The organism is Sphingomonas phyllosphaerae (genome assembly GCF_029623345.1).
Classification (GTDB): domain Bacteria; phylum Pseudomonadota; class Alphaproteobacteria; order Sphingomonadales; family Sphingomonadaceae; genus Sphingomonas; species Sphingomonas phyllosphaerae_C.
In genome coordinates, this window is record NZ_JAPYKH010000010.1 from 111,497 (window position 1) to 128,691 (window position 17,195).

Sequence of the window (17,195 nt, forward strand, 5' to 3'; positions counted from 1 at the left end):
CTGTCTCTGGCTATAACGCACGGGCGGCGGGAGGATGCGCGCGCCGCGGATCAGACCGTCAGCGTCACCCGCAGGAAGTCGGGCACGGGGCCGTTCCAGCCGCCGTCGTCGGGCGCCTCGTCGCGCTCGCGGCGGCGATCGGCGTAGCGCTCCTGCCGCGGCGCGGCGGCGCGCGGCTCGGCCGCGGGTCGCTCGGTACGGGCCGGGCGCTCGTCGCGCGCGGCGCGGCGCGGACGCTCGCGAGGCTCGGCAACCTCGGGCTCGGCCGCGACCGGCTCGGCCGGCGTCTCGCTGCGCGCGCCGCGACGCTGGCCACGCTCGCGCCCGCGGCGGGGGCGCTCCTCCTCGACCGCGTCCGCCCCGGTTTCAGCGTCGCCCCCCGGCAGCGCCTCGAGCCGCGCGATCTTCTGGCCGGTGAGCTTTTCGATGTTCTCGATATTTTCGAGATCGTCGGGCGCCGCCAGCGTGTAGGCCACGCCGGTCGCGCCGGCGCGACCAGTGCGCCCGATGCGGTGGACGTAATCGTCCGGATGCCACGGCGCGTCGAAGTTGAAGACGTGGCTGACGCCCTTGATGTCGAGCCCGCGCGCCGCGACGTCGCTGGCGACGAGGATCGTCACCTCACCCTTCTTGAACTTGGCGAGCTCGGCGAGGCGCGCCGGCTGATCCATGTCGCCGTGGATCTCGCCGCTGGCGAGGCCGTGCTGCTGCAGGCTCTTGTTGAGCTCGCGCACGGTGGTCTTGCGGTTGCAGAAGATGATCGCGTTGCGCACGTCTTCGCGCGCGAGCAGCTGGCGCAGAACGCGGCGCTTCTCGAACGAACTCCCCTTAACCGGTACCACCCACTGGGTGATGTTGACGTTCGTGCTGGCCGGGCGCGCCACCTCGATCGTCTTGGGGTTGCTGAGGAAACGATCCGCCAGCTTCTTGATCGGCGGCGGCATCGTCGCGGAGAACAGCAGCGTCTGGCGCGTCGCCGGCAGCTTGGTGCAGATCTCCTCGATGTCGGGGATGAACCCCATGTCGAGCATGCGGTCGGCCTCGTCGATCACCAGCATCGAACAGCCGGTGAGCAGGATCTTGCCGCGGCCGAACAGGTCCATCAGCCGGCCCGGCGTGGCGATCAGCACGTCGACGCCTTTCTCCAGCGCCTTGACCTGATCGCCCATCTGCACGCCGCCGATCAGCAGCGCCATCGAGAGCTTGTGATACTTGCCGTAGGTGGTGAAATTCTCGGCGACCTGCGCGGCGAGCTCGCGCGTCGGTTCGAGGATCAGGCTGCGCGGCATGCGCGCGCGGCTGCGGCCGTGTGCGAGGATGTCGATCATCGGCAGCACGAAGCTGGCGGTCTTGCCGGTGCCGGTCTGCGCGATGCCGATGATGTCGCGCATCATCAGCACGGGCGGGATCGCGCTCGCCTGGATCGGCGTCGGCTCGGTATAGCCGGTGTCGCCGACGGCGCGGAGAAGTTCGTCGGAGAGGCCGAGATCGGCGAAGCTCATGCAGATGTCCGGGCTGTGGGGCGCGGCGAAACCGCAGGAATAGCCTGGCGCCGAGCGCTTCCCTATCCGTGGTGAGAAGTCAAGGAGAATGCGGGCCGGGTCGGGTGTGGGAGGGTCACAGGCGACGGCGTCTGACCACTTCCTCCCCGGCGTCCTCCTGAGCTTGTCTCAGGATCCACCGCGCCGCGTACTCAGGTGCTTCGGCGCTTGTGGACCAGTGGCTCCTGAGACGAGCTCAGGATGACGCAGTCAAGGTCAAGCGGTCCATGCTCTCGCGCTTCGCCGACCCCGCTACTTCCGCTTCTTCGGCACCAAGGTGCGGAACTTGCTGATTGGGCACAGCGCGCCCGAGCGCGAGCGGATCGCATCACGCCCGGCGCAGATCTGGCCGTCGCTCGTCGGGCGCAGGTAGAAGCCGGCGTAGAAGTCGAGCGTCGGGCAGTCGTCGTCGAGCTTGGCGCGGATGCGGCGCGCGCCCTCGATGACGAGGTCGACGTCGCCCTTGGTGTCGATCGCTGCGCCGGTCAGCGCGGTGACGCGCAGGCACTCGGGGCCGCGCTTCTCCTGCCACTCGACCGGCGCCGGGGTGACGACCCGCGCGCCGCGCGGGGCGGGGGCGACGCGCGGGATGCGGATGATCAACCGCTCGTGGATCGTCAGCTGGGCATATCGCACCCCATCCCAGCCCGGATCGGGCGCGCGCGCCGACACCGCCAGCGGGGCGGCCAGCAGCAGCGACAGAACGGGCAGGAAGCGCTGGAACATGCGGCACGGCCCGTTGCGGAGAATCGGTTGAATGCCGGCTGAATTGAACGCGGGCGCTTTGTCGGGCAAGAGGCAGAGCGTGACCGACGCGCAACACCGCCTCGCCGAAATGCTCGCCCGGCAGCTCGCGCCCGGCGCGATCGTCACCGATCCGGACGCGATCGCGCCCTGGCTGGTCGACTGGCGGCGGCGCTGGCACGGCCGCGCCGCGCTGCTGCTCCAGCCGCGCGACACGGGTGAGGTGCAAGCGATCGTCACCGCGGCGCGCGACCTCGCCGTCCCGCTGGTCCCGCAGGGCGGCAACAGCTCGATGGTGGGCGGCGCGACGCCGCCGGCGGACGGCAGCGCCGCGATCCTGTCCCTGCGGCGGATGAAGCGGCTTCGCCACCTCAACCCAGAAGCGGGGCTGGCGGTGGCGGAGGCGGGCGTCGTGCTCGCCGACCTCCACGCCGCCGCGCTCGCGCAGGGGCGGCGCTTCCCGCTCTCGCTCGGCGCCAAGGGCAATGCCACCGTCGGCGGGCTGGTCTCGACCAATGCGGGCGGGACGCAGGTGCTGCGCTTCGGCACGATGCGCGGGCTGGTCGCGGGGGTGGAGGCGGTGCTGCCCGACGGCACGCTCCACGAGGGGCTCGCCGCGCTGAAGAAGGACAATCGCGGCTATGACCTCGACCAGCTGCTGATCGGCGCCGAGGGCACGCTGGGTGTCGTCACCGCCGCGACGCTGCGGCTGGTGCCCGCGGTCGCCGCACGCACGGTCGCCTGGGCGGGGGTCGCCTCGCCCGACGCCGCGATGGCGCTGCTGCGGCGCTTCCAACGCGCCACCCCCGCGCTGGAGAGCTTCGAGCTGCTGCCCGACGAGTCGCTCGCCGCGGTGCTGGCCTATCTGCCCGACGCACGTGCGCCGCTCGGCGGTCGCCACCCTTGGCACGTGCTGCTCGAGGTCACCGCGGACACCGTGGACGACGATCCCGCCGCGCTGGTCGCGGAGCAGCTCGCCGCCGCACTCGACGCCCGCGAGATCGCCGATGCGACGCTGGCGCAGAGCGAGGCGCAGGCCGAGGCGTTCTGGCGGCTGCGCGAGTCGATCTCCGACGCGGAGCGCGCCACCGGCCCCGCCGCGCAGCACGACATCTCCGTGCCGGTCGAGGCGATGCCGCGCTTCATGATTGAGGCCGCGGCGGCGTGCGACGCGCGCTTCCCCGGCACGAGCGCTTCGGGCTTCGGCCATCTCGGCGACGGCAACGTCCACTTCCACGTCCGCGCCGCGCCCGGCACCGATCCGGCGCATTGGTACGCCGAGCAGGTGCCGCTGGTGTCGCGCTTCGTCCACGACCTGGTTGCCGCGGCGGGCGGCTCGATCTCGGCCGAGCACGGCATCGGCCAGATGAAGCGCGCCGAGCTCGAGCGGCTCGGGCCGCCGGCGCGGCTCCACGCGCTGCGCGCGATCAAGCGCGCGTTCGATCCGGGCCAGCTGTTCAATCCGGGCAAGCTCGTCGTGCTTGCGCCCGACCGCGGCAGTGAATAACCCCGGCGACCATCCGCGCGGCGACCGGGGGCGACGCGCCGCGACCTGACTGCCAACCCTCACCGTCCTTTGGAGATTCGCATGGCCAGCGCGCCGCAACTGCCGCTCTTTTACAACGGTCTCGAGCCGCTCTCGAGCGAGACGCACGCCAATTACAAGGTGCAGCCCTCGACGGTGGCGCCCTTCCTCGCCAATCAGCACGCCATCCCGCTGACGGTCGAGGAATTCCCGCTGGTGCAGCGGCACATGCCGATCGTCTTCTCCTCGGGCGACGACGCCATCCCGCTGGCGCTGATGGGGCTGAACGAGGGCGTCAACGTCTTTCTCGACGACAGCGGCAAGCTGCTCGAGGAGACGATTTACGTTCCCGCTTATGTTCGCCGCTACCCGTACATGCTCGCGCGGCTGACCCCGGACGCGCAGGAGCTGTCGCTGTGCTTCGACCCAACCTCGCCGACGATCGGCGCGTTCGACCAGGGCGACGCGCTGTTCGAGAACGGCCAGCCCACGGAGCTGACGCGCAACATCCTGCAGTTCAACGAAAACTTCGAGCAGGCAGCGGCGCGCACGGCGCAGTTCATGAACGAGGTGCGCGAGCTCGGCCTGCTGATGGAAGGCGAGGTCTCGATCCAGCAGGACGGCGTCGAGCAGCCCTTCGTCTATCGCGGCTTCCAGATGGTGGACGAGCAGAAGCTGGTCGACCTGCGCGGCGACCAGCTGCGCAAGATCTCGCAGTCGGGGCTGCTGCCGCTGCTCTACGCGCACTTGTTCTCGCTGTCACTGATGCGCGATATCTTTGCGCGGCAGGTGCGGCTCGGCAAGATGCCGCAGCCGCAGCTGACCATGTAACCACCAGCGGGAGAGACGGCGATGGCGACGCGGGCATATCAGGCGGAGCGCTACTCGCGCGTCGCCATCGCCTTCCACTGGACCATCGCCGCGTTGGTGATCTTCAACATCGCAGTGGGGCTCGGGCACGACCCGATCCCCGCGCTGCGCGCGATGATGCCGGCGCATAAGGCGATCGGCCTCACCGTGCTCGCGCTCACCGCGCTGCGCGTCACTTGGCGCCTGGCGCACCGACCGCCACCGCTGCCCGCCGACACGCCCGGCTGGGAACGCGGCGCGGCGCATGCGACGCACTGGACGCTCTACCTGCTGCTCGTTGCGCTGCCGCTGAGCGGCTGGGCGATGGTGTCGGGGCCGCAGGGGCGCCGCCCGCTCAGCTGGTTCGGTGCCTTCGATCTGCCCTATCTGCCGGTCACCTCTCCTGCTGCCGAGGGCGCCGCCAAGGCGCACGGGCTGCTCGGCTGGGTGATGCTAGCCCTCGTGCTGCTGCACGTCGCCGCGGCGCTGCACCATCACCTGGTGCTGCGCGACCGCGTGCTGGCGCGCATGCTGCCGGGCGCGTGAGCACGGTCAGTTTCCACAGCTCATCGCAGCACGACGACAATTCGCGTCGCGGGGGTTGCAACCAAAATCCGTCGTCCTAAGTTAATGACGTACGGCGCTCGTGTCCCCCCTTTCGCGAGCCCGTATGACACGCCTTTGGCGTGTCTCCTCCCTGAACCTTGGCCACCGCGTGCTTGCACGCGGTGGTTTTTTTCATTCGGCCGCGAGTGGCGTACTGCCGGTCGCGGCCAGCGCCTCGTCGGCGAGCGAGTCGATCACCGCGCGGAGCAGCGCCACCATCGCTGGCGCACCCGCACCGAGCGAATCGAGCCGGCGATCGAGATAGAGCGAGCGGTCGAGCTCAAGCTGGATCGCGTGCACGCCGTGGTGCGGGCGCGCGTGACGCTCGAGGATATGCCCGCCCGCATAGGGGGTATTGAGCGTGTAGCCCAGCCGCGCCGCGCGGACCGCGCCTTCCACCCGCGCGACGAAGCGCGCGCCGGCGGCCCGGCCGAAGCGGTCGCCGATCACCAATCGCGTCCGCCCTCCCGCGATCGGCGGCATTGAGTGGACATCGAGCAGCACCGCGCAGCCGAAGCGCGCGCGCGCCTGCGCCAGCGCGTCTTCGAGCGCGGCGTGATAAGGTCGGTGCGCCGCCGCGATCCGCGCCTCCACCTCACCCGCGCTGAGCTTGCAGCGCCACAGCTCACCGGCCGCCGCGGTCCGCCGCGGCACCAGCCCGATGCCGGCGCGCACCTTGGCCGACAGCGGCGCGCCGCCGCGCGCGCCATCGTCGAGCAGCGGGTCGCGCTCGTGCTCGGCGCGATTGAGGTCGATCCAGGCGCGCGGGGCGTCCTGTACCAACAGCGTCTCGTCGCGGCGTGCGGCGAGCGCGAGCGCGTCGACCAGCCGATCCTCCAGCGTGGCGAGGCAGGACAGCGGCGCACGCAGCGAATCGCGCAGCGCGGGGGCGTAGTCGCGCCCGGCGTGCGGCACCGACAGCACCACCGGCGAGGCGGGCGGCGTGTCGCCGATCAGTCGGAAGCTGCGCGTCATCTGCGCGCGACCCTATGGAACCCGCCGCGGCACCGCAACGCATCGTCGCTCGTTATGGCCTAATGGGATGGCAAGGCCGTTCGTTCACCATGTCCGCTGGTGGAAAAATCAATGCGGATCGGGCATAAGCATCGGCTCGGGAGCATGGACACGTGATGATCAGGATTCTTCTGGCCGAGGATGATTCGGTGATGCGCGAGTATCTCACGCGCGCGCTGGAGCGGTCCGGCTACGCCGTCACCGCGGTTGACCGCGGCACCGCGGCGCTGCCGCTGATCACCGAGGAGCGGTTCGACCTGCTGCTCACCGATATCGTCATGCCCGAGATGGACGGGATCGAGCTCGCGCAGAAGGCGCAGGAGCTCGCGCCCGGCATGCGCGTGATGTTCATCACCGGCTTCGCCGCAGTGACGCTGAAGGCGGGCAACACGATGCCGCAGGCACGCGTGCTTTCGAAACCGTTCCACCTGCGCGACCTCGTCCTTGAGGTCGAGCGGCTGTTCGACGTCGACGCCGCCAACGAGCTGATCTGAGGCGCGCGCGAAAAGTCGCTTGCGCCCGCCGCCGCGGCCGGTTAGAGGCGCCACCCTCGGGCGTGTAGCTCAGTGGTAGAGCACTGTGTTGACATCGCAGGGGTCGCAAGTTCAATCCTTGCCACGCCCACCACCAAAAAATGCCAGCATCCCTCTGGGATGTTGGCATTTTTTGTCTCACCTGCCGGTGAGATCATCGCCTGAAATCAGCCTTGGCCTTCGCTCGTGAAGCAAATTTGTCACACGAGGAAATGAATGGCGACGATCACCAAGCGAGGCCAGCGATGGTCGGTGCAGATCCGGCGGAAGGGAGTGCCGACACAAAGTCGAACCTTCGGCACTAAGGCTGCTGCTTCAGCGTGGGCCGCAATCCAAGAGGCTCGCATCGAAGCGGGTGAACAGCCCGTTTCCCGAACGATCCTGCAATCGATTTCAGTGGGTAGCCTTCTCGACCGCTACATCGAAGAGGTCACGCCTCGTAAGCGAAGCGAGGTCACCGAGCGATATCGCCTGCGCCAGATGCAGCGTGATCCTTTAGCGAGCGTCAGCTTGGCGGATCTCACCTCCAAGCACGTAGCTGGCTACCGCGACCGCCGCCTCGTGAGCGTCAAGGCCGGCACAATCCGAAGGGAGTTGTCGCTACTTCAGCATGCCCTGGACGTAGCGAAGAAGGAGTGGGGCTTTCGGATACCGTCTAATCCGGTGAGGGACGTACAGCAGCCGCGGCTTGATAACGCGCGCAATCGGAGGCTTGAGGAGGGCGAGGCCGAGCGACTGGAGCAAGAGATACGATCCTCGCGCAATCGTTGGCTAGCACCTGTCGTCCGATTCGCCGTGGAGACAGGCATGCGGCGCGGTGAAATCATCAACCTGCAATGGCGGCACGTCGACCTGACGAGGCGCATAGCGCATGTAGCCCATTCAAAGACGGGCAAACCCCGCACCATTCCACTGACCGACGGTGCAATTGCCGTTTTGGAGGCAGCGGACCGGCTTGGTGCCTTTGTGTTTCCTGTTAGCGCCAACGCGATTAAGCTGGCCTGGGTCAGAGCAGTTCGTCGGGCCGGACTGAGCGACCTCCACTTTCACGACTTGCGGCATGAGGCCATCTCACGCCTCTTCGAGATCGGCCTCACCATGCCAGAGGTGGCTATCATATCCGGCCACCGCGATCCGCGCATGCTCTTTCGCTACACGCATCTGCGACCCTTCGAGCTAGCGAACAAATTGAAGGGTCTTCGGTGGGCAGACGCACGAGCCGATGGAGTGAAGCCCGAGTGAGGACCAGTCTCTCCCCACAAACCCCGCTGGCTCGCTCTCGCCGCCTCGGCCCCGAATCGCTTCATTTCTGGCCGTTTCACGCCACTTTAGGCCCCCCGCACTGCTAAGCTGAGTGGGGGTGCCACCCCCTCCCGTGTGCAGTCTGAGGCGAGTGCCTGGAGGCCACTTGTGCCGATTTCCGGCTGAGAGCAGATGCGGTGGCGGAGTCGATCGTGTGCGAATAGCATAGTGGATCGACACGCTGCCTCGCTCCTGACAACCGCATGGCTGTCGTCGTTCGTGTAGATTGGAGCGACACTTCGAACACGCAGGCGGCGGGTTCGACTACCGGTAACAGCGAAGCCGCTTCGGCGCCGAGGGTGCGAAAGCGTCATCGTTCAACGGGGCATCATGCCGCGAGAGGCGTACGGACAGCCCTGCATGCTGGGGCATAAGGAAGCCCGTCATGCCGGCGTATCCGGTATTCAACGCTCCTATTTGGTCATTCAATCCACGTATGTTGGGCATTAAATCCACGTTTACTGGGCATTGAATCCACGTACTTCGGGTATTCAATCCACGTGCTTCGAGCATTCAACCCACGTATTTCGGGCATTTAATCCCCGTTTTTCGGGCATTGAATCCACGTATTTCGGGCATTCAATCCACGTATATCGTGGTTTAATGCCCGTATATCGTGGTTTAATGCCCGATATACGTGGTTCCATATAATATAGAAGGAAGGAAGAAGGAATATAAAAGGGAAGATAGGGGCAGCCTGCGGCTGCTCTGCGTGTGTGTAGCAAACTCCGGCCTGCACGTTTGCGTGATCGCGCAGCTCCCACACCGGCGACGACAGCATCATACTCGCGCATGGTCATCGCCGTCACGAGCCGTTTCGGTAGGCGCGCCAACTACGATTGTCGCTCCGATGAGTGGCGGGGGAGTTTGGATCCAGTTGGCGCCACCTACTTTGCGCGTCGAGCATCCCTCCTTCTCCACATCGCACGAAATGCCTCTAGGAAGCTCGCCAGCGCTTTTCCGGCGACCAGCCTTCTCTGGGTACCCAGCGCGTCCGATTTGCGCTGTACGGCCGCGAGAGGGCAATTTAGCCCATATCTTTTCGCTTGCATCGCATATCGATACGGGCGGACGAATTAGCCTGCGCAAACGCTGCGGCTGCCGCGGCAGCAAGTCGCCTTGATCCCACACGCCGTTTGCCGCGGCACAGCGACGCTTATGAATGCCGTTTCGCCCTTCTCCGGGCCACTTCGGCGCCGATGATGCCAGCTGCACCATCGTGCTGGCGGTGAGCCACCCGCTCGTTCCATCATGAAGCGTCCGCTTGGGTATACTCTAGCGAGAGTTTCTTTGAGACACGTGCCGCGTCTCAAAAGGGTTGACCGAAACACGATGTCTATCCACTCTGCCGGGGTCTAAAGCCTATTGAGACGGGGTGCCGGATGATCGTTGGTTACGCGCGCGTCAGCACAGTAGGGCAAAGCCTCGACGTCCAGCTCAACCTCCTACGCGAGGCGGGCTGCGCCAAAGTCTTTGGTGAGAAACGGACGGGCCGCTCGCGTGATGGCCGTGAGGAGCTAGCGGAGGCGTTGGAGTTTGTTCGTGAGGGAGACACACTGGCTGTCACGCGGCTCGATCGACTGGCTCGCAGCGTCAGCGACCTGTTCGCCATCATCGACCAGCTGCAAGCGAAAGGGGTGCATTTCCGCTGCCTACAGCAGTCGGGGGTAGATACCGACAGCTCCACGGGTCGGCTGATGCTAGGAATCCTTGGGGCGGTCGCGGCGTTCGAGGCCGACATACGGAAGGAACGTCAAGCCGACGGCATAGCAAGAGCGAAGGCCGCGGGCGTCTACAAGGGCAGGAAGCCTACGGTCGACACCGCTCTCGTCCGCTCGATGCATAGCGAAGGCAAGCGGCCGGCAGACATCGCGCGCGAACTGAAGATCGGCCGAGCGAGCGTGTACCGCGCCATCCAAGGGGCTGCACAAGTCGAGTAGAGATCGATATTGATGCTGTGACATGAGAACGCCCTACGTTCCGCATTTCTTCGGCGATGCGGTAGTCGCACGGCTCGCAACCGGCCATGGTTGGCTCACCGCCGGCGTTGCCAGCTCGATTCCGTGGCCCAGCTCGGACGTTTGTATCGAGTACGATGGGTCTCCGTACATCTTGCGCGGCACGGAACGGAACGGCCGCGAGTCTCCGCCCGGTATCACAATCCCTTGCCGTGAGACGTCCCGCGAGGAGGGGATGGCCGACATATATCGCCTAACTTCAATCCTAAGCTGGTTCCACGGGGGCTACGTCGATGTGGGTGGATCGATGTGGGGATCGCATCCGACGCTCTTCGGCAATCAGCGAAAGGTCTATTCGACTACAGGCCTTGCAGGATCCCGATCGTTTAACTGTAATCACATGCCAATCATCGAGGACGATGCAACTCGCAAGGCACTCGCCTTTTGGCGGGAGGGCAAACGCCTCCAGAACGTCCATGCCGGCTACTCATTCTTAAGCTTCTACAAGGTGATCGAGTCCCAATTCCCCAAGGCGCAGCAGAAGGCGAAGACACTTTGGATATCTTCGCAGATCGACGCTTTAACTGGTAGGGCGGCTAGCCGTGTCCAAGCATTGCGAGCCGCTGGGACAGACGTGAGCAAACACCTCTTTGAAAGCTGCAGGTGTGCGGTGGCGCATGCCGGCCTCGGAAGAGAGATTGTTGATCCAGACGTCCCCGCGGACCGCGCGCGGCTTGATCAAGATCTTGACGTGATGGAACAGCTCGCAACCGTATACATTGCAGACGTTCTCTCTGTCCCTAACGCTCGATCCTCATACAGAACCAGGGACAGGCTTGCGCCTTGGGACACCTTGCTTGGTGAGCAGGCCGCATCAAGCCTTCGAGCGGGACGCGCGCTGGCAAGTAAACGCGCGATCGATGGGAAGACGATTGCTGTTGGCCTATGGCCAAATGGGCCGGTGACAGGGCTGGAAGCGATGAGATGCGCCGTCATTGGCGTTGGCGAGGGCCTCACCGTCATCCAATTGACAAATGACCGGCAAACTATCGCGTTAACGTTTCAACTCGACCATGTGCGAGGTCGGATCCACACTGACCTCGAACGAAGCGGCCTAGCCAGAGGCGCGGCTGCGACAGAGGCGGATGTCGTGTCGTTCGCGACCTTTTTCTATCATGTTCTTGCAAACGCGACCGCGGAACTGACCGTCGTCGGCTACGACCCCGTCGACTGCGAGGTCGTCATTCCTGTGAACGTGTTCCCCGTCGCACCGTCTGACGGGATCGCCGCCATGCTCAAGGAGTTTCGCCGGAAGTCCGGAGCGAATTAGGCCATGTCTGGCCCGAGACGCGCTACCGCAACTACGGATGACCATTGACCGCAGCGGGGGGGGGGGACGTGGTGCAGGACAGGCCGCCTAAGCTCAGAGTGGTTCCATGCAAGGTAGCTCGCAGGCTTGCGCTGACAGCAGCCTCCTCCCCGGCACGTTTCTGAGAGTACCTCTCAGGCGTCAACCACGCGGAGCGAACCGCCTTCTTATACAAGCTACGCGCTAGGCAACGAGACGAAACGTTGGATCAGCAAGCAGAGACAAGCATCGAGGACGCCCTTCGCCGATTGGGGAGCAACCTTCCCGGATTGGTGCGGCATCGACTCCTAAATAGTCTGACAAACTTTGCTCAAGCTGCGCGCCTGATAGATCTTGATCCGGGGATGGCAGCTTTTCGCGCGCTAACTGGCGAAGAGGAGGCGGCAACCGCCCTAATCAAGGCCGTCCAATTCCGCAAGTACGAACATGCTAACAACTTCAAACACCGTGACCATTTTCACAAGGCGGCTGTGATGGCGTGCGTAGGCGCTGTAGCCACAACCGTCAGGCCGTTGTTGGGCGAGTTCAAGCTTCTCTTCGACTTTAGGTCAACGCGTGTAGATCTACGCGTTCCACTTAGAGCCTTGGCAGCGGAGATGCCGGATGATTACGCCTTCCAACCGGTCGAACCACTTGGCATGACCTTCACGCGCGAGGGGCTGCCTCGCCACGAGCTTTATAGCGATGCACTCGCAGAGCTTGCCGCCGCCTCCAGCTTCGAAGGCATCCGTAAGATGGTGTCCGCGGCAGCGAACGAGCGTAATCTTCTACTCTACGCCTCCGACGGCGGCCCCCCTATTTGTAATATGACGTCCGCTTGGCTGAACCATCGCAAGCGCCGCGCGCAAGTTATGCTTGTTGTCGCGGTCATGGTCCTACAGACCCGGCAGCCGCTGCCGATGGTACAAGAAGCTATACTCGCGTTTCTCGGCGTGATCGCGAAGTTGCCTACGACCATCGCCGAACCAGAAGACGAGGACCACTCGCAGCAGCGGACGCAACAATGAGCCTGCTGCTACGACGAGGAAGAGGCCCGGCACTCCGAAGCAGGCAGCTGCTTTGACGAAGATGCAGCCTATGCCGCGGCGCGGCGCGGCGCATATCGCCAACGACGTGGCCGCCTTCAAAAGGATCCAGGAACAATCACAATTATGTCACACCGTTGCGCTGTGACAAGGCTTGCGGGACCGGAAAAGAACACGTAGGTTTAACCGTGGGTGGCGGCTAAGGCATTGCTATTCGGGCATTTTATTGGGGTGGGCGACACGGGAGCATGGGTTTGCACTGTGTTGACATCGCAGGGGTCGCAAGTTCAATCCTTGCCACGCCCACCACGTAAGTCGGCTCTATCCGGTCGACCCAGCTCTCGAGCTGGGCGATCGGATAGAGCGACTTCGCTGCGCCGCTGGCGCCATTGTATCCTTGATCATCGTCGACGCTGCGGGCGCCGGACTAGGCCTTGCCCTCGCGCGCCAGTACGCGCGGTGCCTCAACCGCGCCGATCACGCGCAGAAGGTCGGCCGCACCATAAGGCTTCGGCAGCAGCCGCACCCCCGCCGCTGCGGCGTCGACCGAGCCGGTGTCGCCGCTCGCCACCACGACGCGGATGCCCGGGCGTAGCTCGGCGGCGCGTTCGGCCAGTGCCAGCCCCGAGGTGCCGGGCAGGTGGATGTCGGTGATCAGCACGTCGATCGGCGCGGTCTGGAGCGCCGCCATGGCCTCCTCCGCGCTGGCGGCCTCGACCACCACCTGACCCGCCTCCTGCAGCACCTCGGCGGTGGCGGAGCGGATCAGCGCGTCGTCCTCGACCAGCAGGATCGTCGCGCGCGGCGGAGTCGCGACCGGCGCGAGGCTCACGACGGAGGTGGCCCGCGGTGGCAGCGCGACGCGCTGACGCTGGTTGGCGAGCACGTGCCCGATTTTCCGCGCCAGGGCCTCGCGCGTATAAGGCTTGGAGAGCAGCTCCACGCCCGCGTCGAGCCGCCCGCCATGGACGATCGAGTTCTCGGTGTAGCCCGAGGTGAACAGGACTGCGATCTCGGGTAACCGCTCGCGCGCCTTGCGCGCCAGCTCGGGACTCTTGAGCGTACCCGGCATCACCACGTCGGTGAAGAGCAGGTCGATCGCGATGCCGCTCTCCACCACGCTCAGCGCGCTCTGCGCGTCGACCGCCTTGAGCACGCGATAGCCGAGGTCGGAGAGCAGCTCGACCACGGTGGCGCGCACCTCGTCGTCGTCTTCGACCACCAGCACCGTCTCGGTGCCGCCGGTGATCGGCCCGATGTCGACAACCACCTCGACATCCTCGCTCTGCAGCGCACGCGGCAGGTACAGCCGGATCGTCGTGCCGTGGCCCGGCTCGGAGTAGAGGTTGACGTGCCCGCCCGACTGTTTGACGAAGCCGTAGACCATCGAGAGGCCCAGGCCCGAGCCCTTGCCTTCCGCCTTGGTCGAGAAGAACGGCTCGAACACCTTCTCCATGATCTCCGGGGTCATGCCGCTGCCGGTGTCGCTCACCGCCAGCATGACATATTGGCCGGGCGTCACCTCGTCGTGGCGGCGCGCGTAATCGTCGTCGAGGTGCGCATTGGCCAGCTCGATCGTGAGCTTGCCCTGCCCGTCCATCGCGTCGCGCGCGTTGATCGCGAGGTTAAGCAGCGCATTCTCGATCTGGCCGGGATCGATGAAGGTGTTCCACAGCCCGCCGCCAAAGATCGTCTCGATCTCGATGCCCTCGCCGATCGCGCGGCGCAGCATGTCGTCCATGCCGCGCACGAAGCGCGTCACATTGACCGTCTTGGGCTCAAGCGCCTGCCGCCGGCCGAAGGCGAGCAGCTGCGATGCCAACCGCGACCCGCGCGACACGCCCGCGAGCGCGTTGGCGACGCGCGTTTCGGCACGCTCGTTGCCCGCGATGTCCTTCTGCAGCAGCTGGAGGTTGCCCGAGACGACCTGGAGCAGGTTGTTGAAATCGTGCGCCACGCCCCCGGTGAGCTTGCCCACCGTCTCCATCTTCTGCGCCTGCGCCAGCTTGGCCTCGGCGGCGCGGCGCGTCGCGATCTCGTCGATCACGCGGTTCTCGAGCGTCTCGTTAAGCTGGCGCAATTGTTCCTCGGCGCGCTCGCGGTGGCGCACCTGACGCTCGAGCTGCTCGGCATGGTCGCGCAGCGCCGCCTCGGCGGCGCGCTGGTGCGTGATGTCGGTGTGGACACCGACCCATTCTGCGATCGCGCCCTTGTCGTCGAGCCGCGGCACCGCACGGATCGCGAAGGTGCGCCACGCGCCGCAATGGCGCCGCACGCGATGCTCGAACTCGAAAGTCGACTTGGCCGCGACCGCCTGCTCCCAGGCCGCCAGCGTCGGCGCGACGTCGTCGGGATGAACCGCGGCGGACCAGCCGTGGCCCTGATACTCTTCCATGCGCTGGCCCGTGAGCAGCGCCCAGCCGGGCTGCTCGCCGACCATCCGCCCGTGCGCATCGTTGGTCCACAGCACGCCGTGCATCGCCTCCATCGCGGCGCGAAAGCGCGCGTTGCTGGCGTGCAGCGCCTCCTCACGGCGGACCCGGTCCTCTACGTCAAGGACGATCACCTGGAAGCCGGCAATGCTGCCGTCGGCGGCGCGGCGCGGCAGGTAGCGCACGTCGGCGCGACGCAGGCTGCCGTCGCCGTGGCGGATCGCCGAGTCGGACTCGATCGTCTCGCCCGCCAGCGCGCGGTCCATCAGCGCGCGCCGTTGCGCATAATTCTCCGCGCCGATGACGTCGCGCGCGTGGCGGCCGACGACCTCTTCGGGGCTCAGCCCAAACCAGTCGAGATAGTAGCGGTTGGCGAAGCGGAAGACATGGTCGCGGTCGATGAAGGAGACGAGCAGCGGCAGCGCGTCGGTGACAGTACGCAGCTCCGCCTCGCTGTTCGCCACCTGGCGCTCCAGCTCGACCCGCCCGGTATTATCGATCACCGTGCAGAGCACGCCGCCGACGCTGCCGTCGGCCTCGTAGACCGGCGTGTAGAACAAATCGAAGATCAGCTCGACAGGCACGCCGTCGCGCAGCAGCGTGAGCGGCTGGTCGCGATAGGACACGATCTCGCCGGCGAACCCGCGCTCGAGCACGGCGCGGTTCCAGTCCCAGATCTCGGGGAAGACGCTCGCCGCGGCCTCGCCGAGCGCTGCCGGGTGACGCCCGCCGACGATCGCGCGATAGGCGTCATTGTAGAGCATCACGCCCGCGCGACCCCACATCAACACCTTGGGCACGGGCGAGTTGACCACATTGGCCACGGTGGTGCGCAGCTGCGGCGACCAGCCGGCGAGCGGGCCGAGCGCGCTGCGCCCCCAGTCGCGTGCGCGGATGAGCGTGCCGATCTCGCCGCCGCCGATCGGCCAGGCGGGCGCCGCGCCGGGTCCGCCGCGGTCGCGCAGCAGCGCCAGCGCGGTGCGCACCACCTCGTTGACATCGCCATAGTCACCGGAGGCGAGCGCGTCGGCGATCACGGCATGAAGCTCGGGGGTGAGCGACATGTCGGGCGACTGGCGTTGGGTCATGCCCGGCATGTCTCGCCTCCGCTGGGCTGTGTCAATCGACGGCATGGTATCATGTGTCTGATCCCAATCGCCTTTCAACTTGGTTAACGACACTGCGCGGTGCCGCCGACGCGCAATGAACCCATCGCCACCCGCGTTGGTTACCTCCCGGCGCAATCACGAGAGGATGACAGATGCCGCCGCAGCTCAAGCCGATCGACCAGCAGGTGATCCTGATCACCGGCGCCAGCTCGGGGATCGGGCTGGTCACGGCCCGCATCGCGGCGCATCGCGGCGCCAGGGTGGTGCTGGTCGCGCGCGACAGCGACGCACTGGCGACGATCGCGCGCGAGATCGAGGAGGCGGGCGGCCAGGCCGAGTTCGCCACCGCCGACGTCGGCGACCTGCGCGACGTCCAGCGCGCCGCCGCCAAGGCAGTCGAGCGCTTCGGTCGCATAGACAGCTGGGTCAACGCCGCGGGCGTCGCGATCTACGCCAAGCTGGTCGACACCCCGATGGACGAGCACGAGCGGCTGATGCGCACCAACTATCTCGGCGCGGTGCACGGCTGCCTCACCGCGGTCGAGCAGCTCCAGCGCGAGGGCGGCGCCTTGATCACGGTCGGCTCGATCGTGTCGGACATCCCGACCGCGGGCATGGGCGCCTATGCCGCGAGCAAGCACGCGGTGAAGGGTTACGTCGACTCGCTGCGGATCGAGATCGAGGGCGATCGCCTGCCGATCTCGGTGACGCTGGTGAAGCCGTCGGGGATCGACACGCCGATCGCCGAGCACGCGGCCAACCATCTCGACGGCGCTGCGCTGCTGCCGCCGCCGGTCTACGCCCCCGAACTGGTCGCCGAGGCGATCCTGGAGGCGGCGCAGCATCCCAAGCGCGACATCACCGTTGGCGGCACGGGACGACTCCAGGTGCTGGTGGCAGAGCATTTCCCGCCGCTGCTCGACAAGCTTGGGCATAAGTTGCTGCCGATGATCCAGGACCGCACGCGCGCGCCGACACGGCGCGACAATCTTGCGGCGCCGTTCGACGACGGGCGCGAGCGCTCGCGTGACCAGCACGGCCGCTCGATCAGCCTGTACGACGCCGCCGGTCGCCACAAATTCGTCGCCGCCACCGCGGTCGGCGCTGGGCTGGGGCTGGCGGTGCTGGCGCGGCTGCGCGGGCGAAGCTGAGCGCCAGCCTCTACCTAGGTTAGGCTGTTGCCGCGGA

Annotated in this window: 13 protein-coding genes and 2 tRNA genes; 11 read left to right on the plus strand and 4 right to left on the minus strand. The window is 66.4% G+C overall.

The window, feature by feature from the left end; translation table 11 throughout:
* Positions 1-50: 50 nt before the first annotated feature.
* On the minus strand, positions 51-1,502 hold the full coding sequence (locus QBJ89_RS11625; RefSeq protein WP_277980662.1) for a DEAD/DEAH box helicase: 1,452 nt from the start codon (positions 1,500-1,502) through the stop codon (positions 51-53).
* Positions 1,503-1,793: 291 nt separating this feature from the next.
* On the minus strand, positions 1,794-2,267 hold the full coding sequence (locus QBJ89_RS11630; RefSeq protein WP_277980663.1) for a hypothetical protein: 474 nt from the start codon (positions 2,265-2,267) through the stop codon (positions 1,794-1,796).
* A 109-nt stretch (positions 2,268-2,376) separates the two neighbouring features.
* On the opposite strand from QBJ89_RS11630, the gene QBJ89_RS11635 reads away from it, so the two are divergent.
* The 3 genes from QBJ89_RS11635 (at position 2,377) to QBJ89_RS11645 (ending at position 5,205) form a co-directional block, all read left to right on the plus strand.
* Positions 2,377-3,792 carry an FAD-binding oxidoreductase gene (locus QBJ89_RS11635; protein WP_277980685.1) on the plus strand — a complete coding sequence of 472 codons (1,416 nt, stop codon included), beginning with the start codon at positions 2,377-2,379 and terminating at the stop codon, positions 3,790-3,792.
* Positions 3,793-3,873: 81 nt separating this feature from the next.
* Complete coding sequence (locus QBJ89_RS11640) at positions 3,874-4,641, plus strand: SapC family protein (protein ID WP_183922193.1); 768 nt, start codon at positions 3,874-3,876, stop codon at positions 4,639-4,641.
* A 21-nt stretch (positions 4,642-4,662) separates the two neighbouring features.
* Entirely contained in the window at positions 4,663-5,205 is a 543-nt protein-coding gene (locus tag QBJ89_RS11645; protein ID WP_277980664.1) for a cytochrome b, read from the plus strand.
* A gap of 192 nt (positions 5,206-5,397) precedes the next feature.
* Here the strand turns inward: QBJ89_RS11645 and QBJ89_RS11650 are convergent, their stop codons facing one another.
* On the minus strand, positions 5,398-6,240 hold the full coding sequence (locus QBJ89_RS11650) for an N-formylglutamate amidohydrolase (protein WP_277980665.1): 843 nt from the start codon (positions 6,238-6,240) through the stop codon (positions 5,398-5,400).
* A 155-nt stretch (positions 6,241-6,395) separates the two neighbouring features.
* Between QBJ89_RS11650 and cpdR the strand changes: the two genes are divergently transcribed.
* From cpdR to QBJ89_RS11685, 7 genes are all read left to right on the plus strand, one after another.
* Complete coding sequence (gene cpdR, locus QBJ89_RS11655; RefSeq protein WP_183922199.1) at positions 6,396-6,773, plus strand: cell cycle two-component system response regulator CpdR; 378 nt, start codon at positions 6,396-6,398, stop codon at positions 6,771-6,773.
* Positions 6,774-6,831: 58 nt separating this feature from the next.
* Positions 6,832-6,906 (plus strand) — tRNA-Val (locus tag QBJ89_RS11660).
* 122 nt (positions 6,907-7,028) lie between these two features.
* On the plus strand, positions 7,029-8,054 hold the full coding sequence (locus tag QBJ89_RS11665) for a site-specific integrase (protein ID WP_277980666.1): 1,026 nt from the start codon (positions 7,029-7,031) through the stop codon (positions 8,052-8,054).
* Positions 8,055-9,496: 1,442 nt separating this feature from the next.
* Positions 9,497-10,054, plus strand: coding sequence for a recombinase family protein (locus tag QBJ89_RS11670; protein WP_277980667.1), 558 nt, complete (start codon positions 9,497-9,499; stop codon positions 10,052-10,054).
* Positions 10,055-10,307: 253 nt separating this feature from the next.
* Positions 10,308-11,402 (plus strand): methylamine utilization protein MauJ, encoded by a 1,095-nt coding sequence (mauJ, locus tag QBJ89_RS11675; protein WP_277980668.1) that lies wholly within the window; start codon positions 10,308-10,310, stop codon positions 11,400-11,402.
* Between the two features lie 242 nt (positions 11,403-11,644).
* Positions 11,645-12,448: a hypothetical protein gene (locus tag QBJ89_RS11680; protein ID WP_277980669.1), complete on the plus strand. Its 804-nt coding sequence runs from the start codon at positions 11,645-11,647 to the stop codon at positions 12,446-12,448.
* Positions 12,449-12,708: 260 nt separating this feature from the next.
* Positions 12,709-12,775: transfer RNA gene (locus QBJ89_RS11685), tRNA-Val, on the plus strand.
* 118 nt (positions 12,776-12,893) lie between these two features.
* Here QBJ89_RS11685 and QBJ89_RS11690 read toward each other — a convergent pair.
* Positions 12,894-15,995: a PAS domain S-box protein gene (locus QBJ89_RS11690; RefSeq protein ID WP_277980670.1), complete on the minus strand. Its 3,102-nt coding sequence runs from the start codon at positions 15,993-15,995 to the stop codon at positions 12,894-12,896.
* 164 nt (positions 15,996-16,159) lie between these two features.
* Between QBJ89_RS11690 and QBJ89_RS11695 the strand changes: the two genes are divergently transcribed.
* Complete coding sequence (locus QBJ89_RS11695) at positions 16,160-17,158, plus strand: SDR family oxidoreductase (RefSeq protein WP_277980671.1); 999 nt, start codon at positions 16,160-16,162, stop codon at positions 17,156-17,158.
* Positions 17,159-17,195: the final 37 nt, after the last annotated feature.

Excerpts from the sequence above, each read along its gene's own strand:
- QBJ89_RS11625 (WP_277980662.1), bottom strand. The coding sequence starts at position 1,502 with ATGAGCTTCGCCGATCTCGGCCTCTCCGACGAACTTCTCCGCGCCGTC.
- QBJ89_RS11630 (WP_277980663.1), bottom strand. The coding sequence starts at position 2,267 with ATGTTCCAGCGCTTCCTGCCCGTTCTGTCGCTGCTGCTGGCCGCCCCG.
- QBJ89_RS11635 (WP_277980685.1), top strand. The coding sequence starts at position 2,377 with ATGCTCGCCCGGCAGCTCGCGCCCGGCGCGATCGTCACCGATCCGGAC.
- QBJ89_RS11640 (WP_183922193.1), top strand. The coding sequence starts at position 3,874 with ATGGCCAGCGCGCCGCAACTGCCGCTCTTTTACAACGGTCTCGAGCCG.
- QBJ89_RS11645 (WP_277980664.1), top strand. The coding sequence starts at position 4,663 with ATGGCGACGCGGGCATATCAGGCGGAGCGCTACTCGCGCGTCGCCATC.
- QBJ89_RS11650 (WP_277980665.1), bottom strand. The coding sequence starts at position 6,240 with ATGACGCGCAGCTTCCGACTGATCGGCGACACGCCGCCCGCCTCGCCG.
- cpdR (WP_183922199.1), top strand. The coding sequence starts at position 6,396 with ATGATCAGGATTCTTCTGGCCGAGGATGATTCGGTGATGCGCGAGTAT.
- QBJ89_RS11665 (WP_277980666.1), top strand. The coding sequence starts at position 7,029 with ATGGCGACGATCACCAAGCGAGGCCAGCGATGGTCGGTGCAGATCCGG.
- QBJ89_RS11670 (WP_277980667.1), top strand. The coding sequence starts at position 9,497 with ATGATCGTTGGTTACGCGCGCGTCAGCACAGTAGGGCAAAGCCTCGAC.
- mauJ (WP_277980668.1), top strand. The coding sequence starts at position 10,308 with ATGGCCGACATATATCGCCTAACTTCAATCCTAAGCTGGTTCCACGGG.
- QBJ89_RS11690 (WP_277980670.1), bottom strand. The coding sequence starts at position 15,995 with ATGCCGGGCATGACCCAACGCCAGTCGCCCGACATGTCGCTCACCCCC.
- QBJ89_RS11695 (WP_277980671.1), top strand. The coding sequence starts at position 16,160 with ATGCCGCCGCAGCTCAAGCCGATCGACCAGCAGGTGATCCTGATCACC.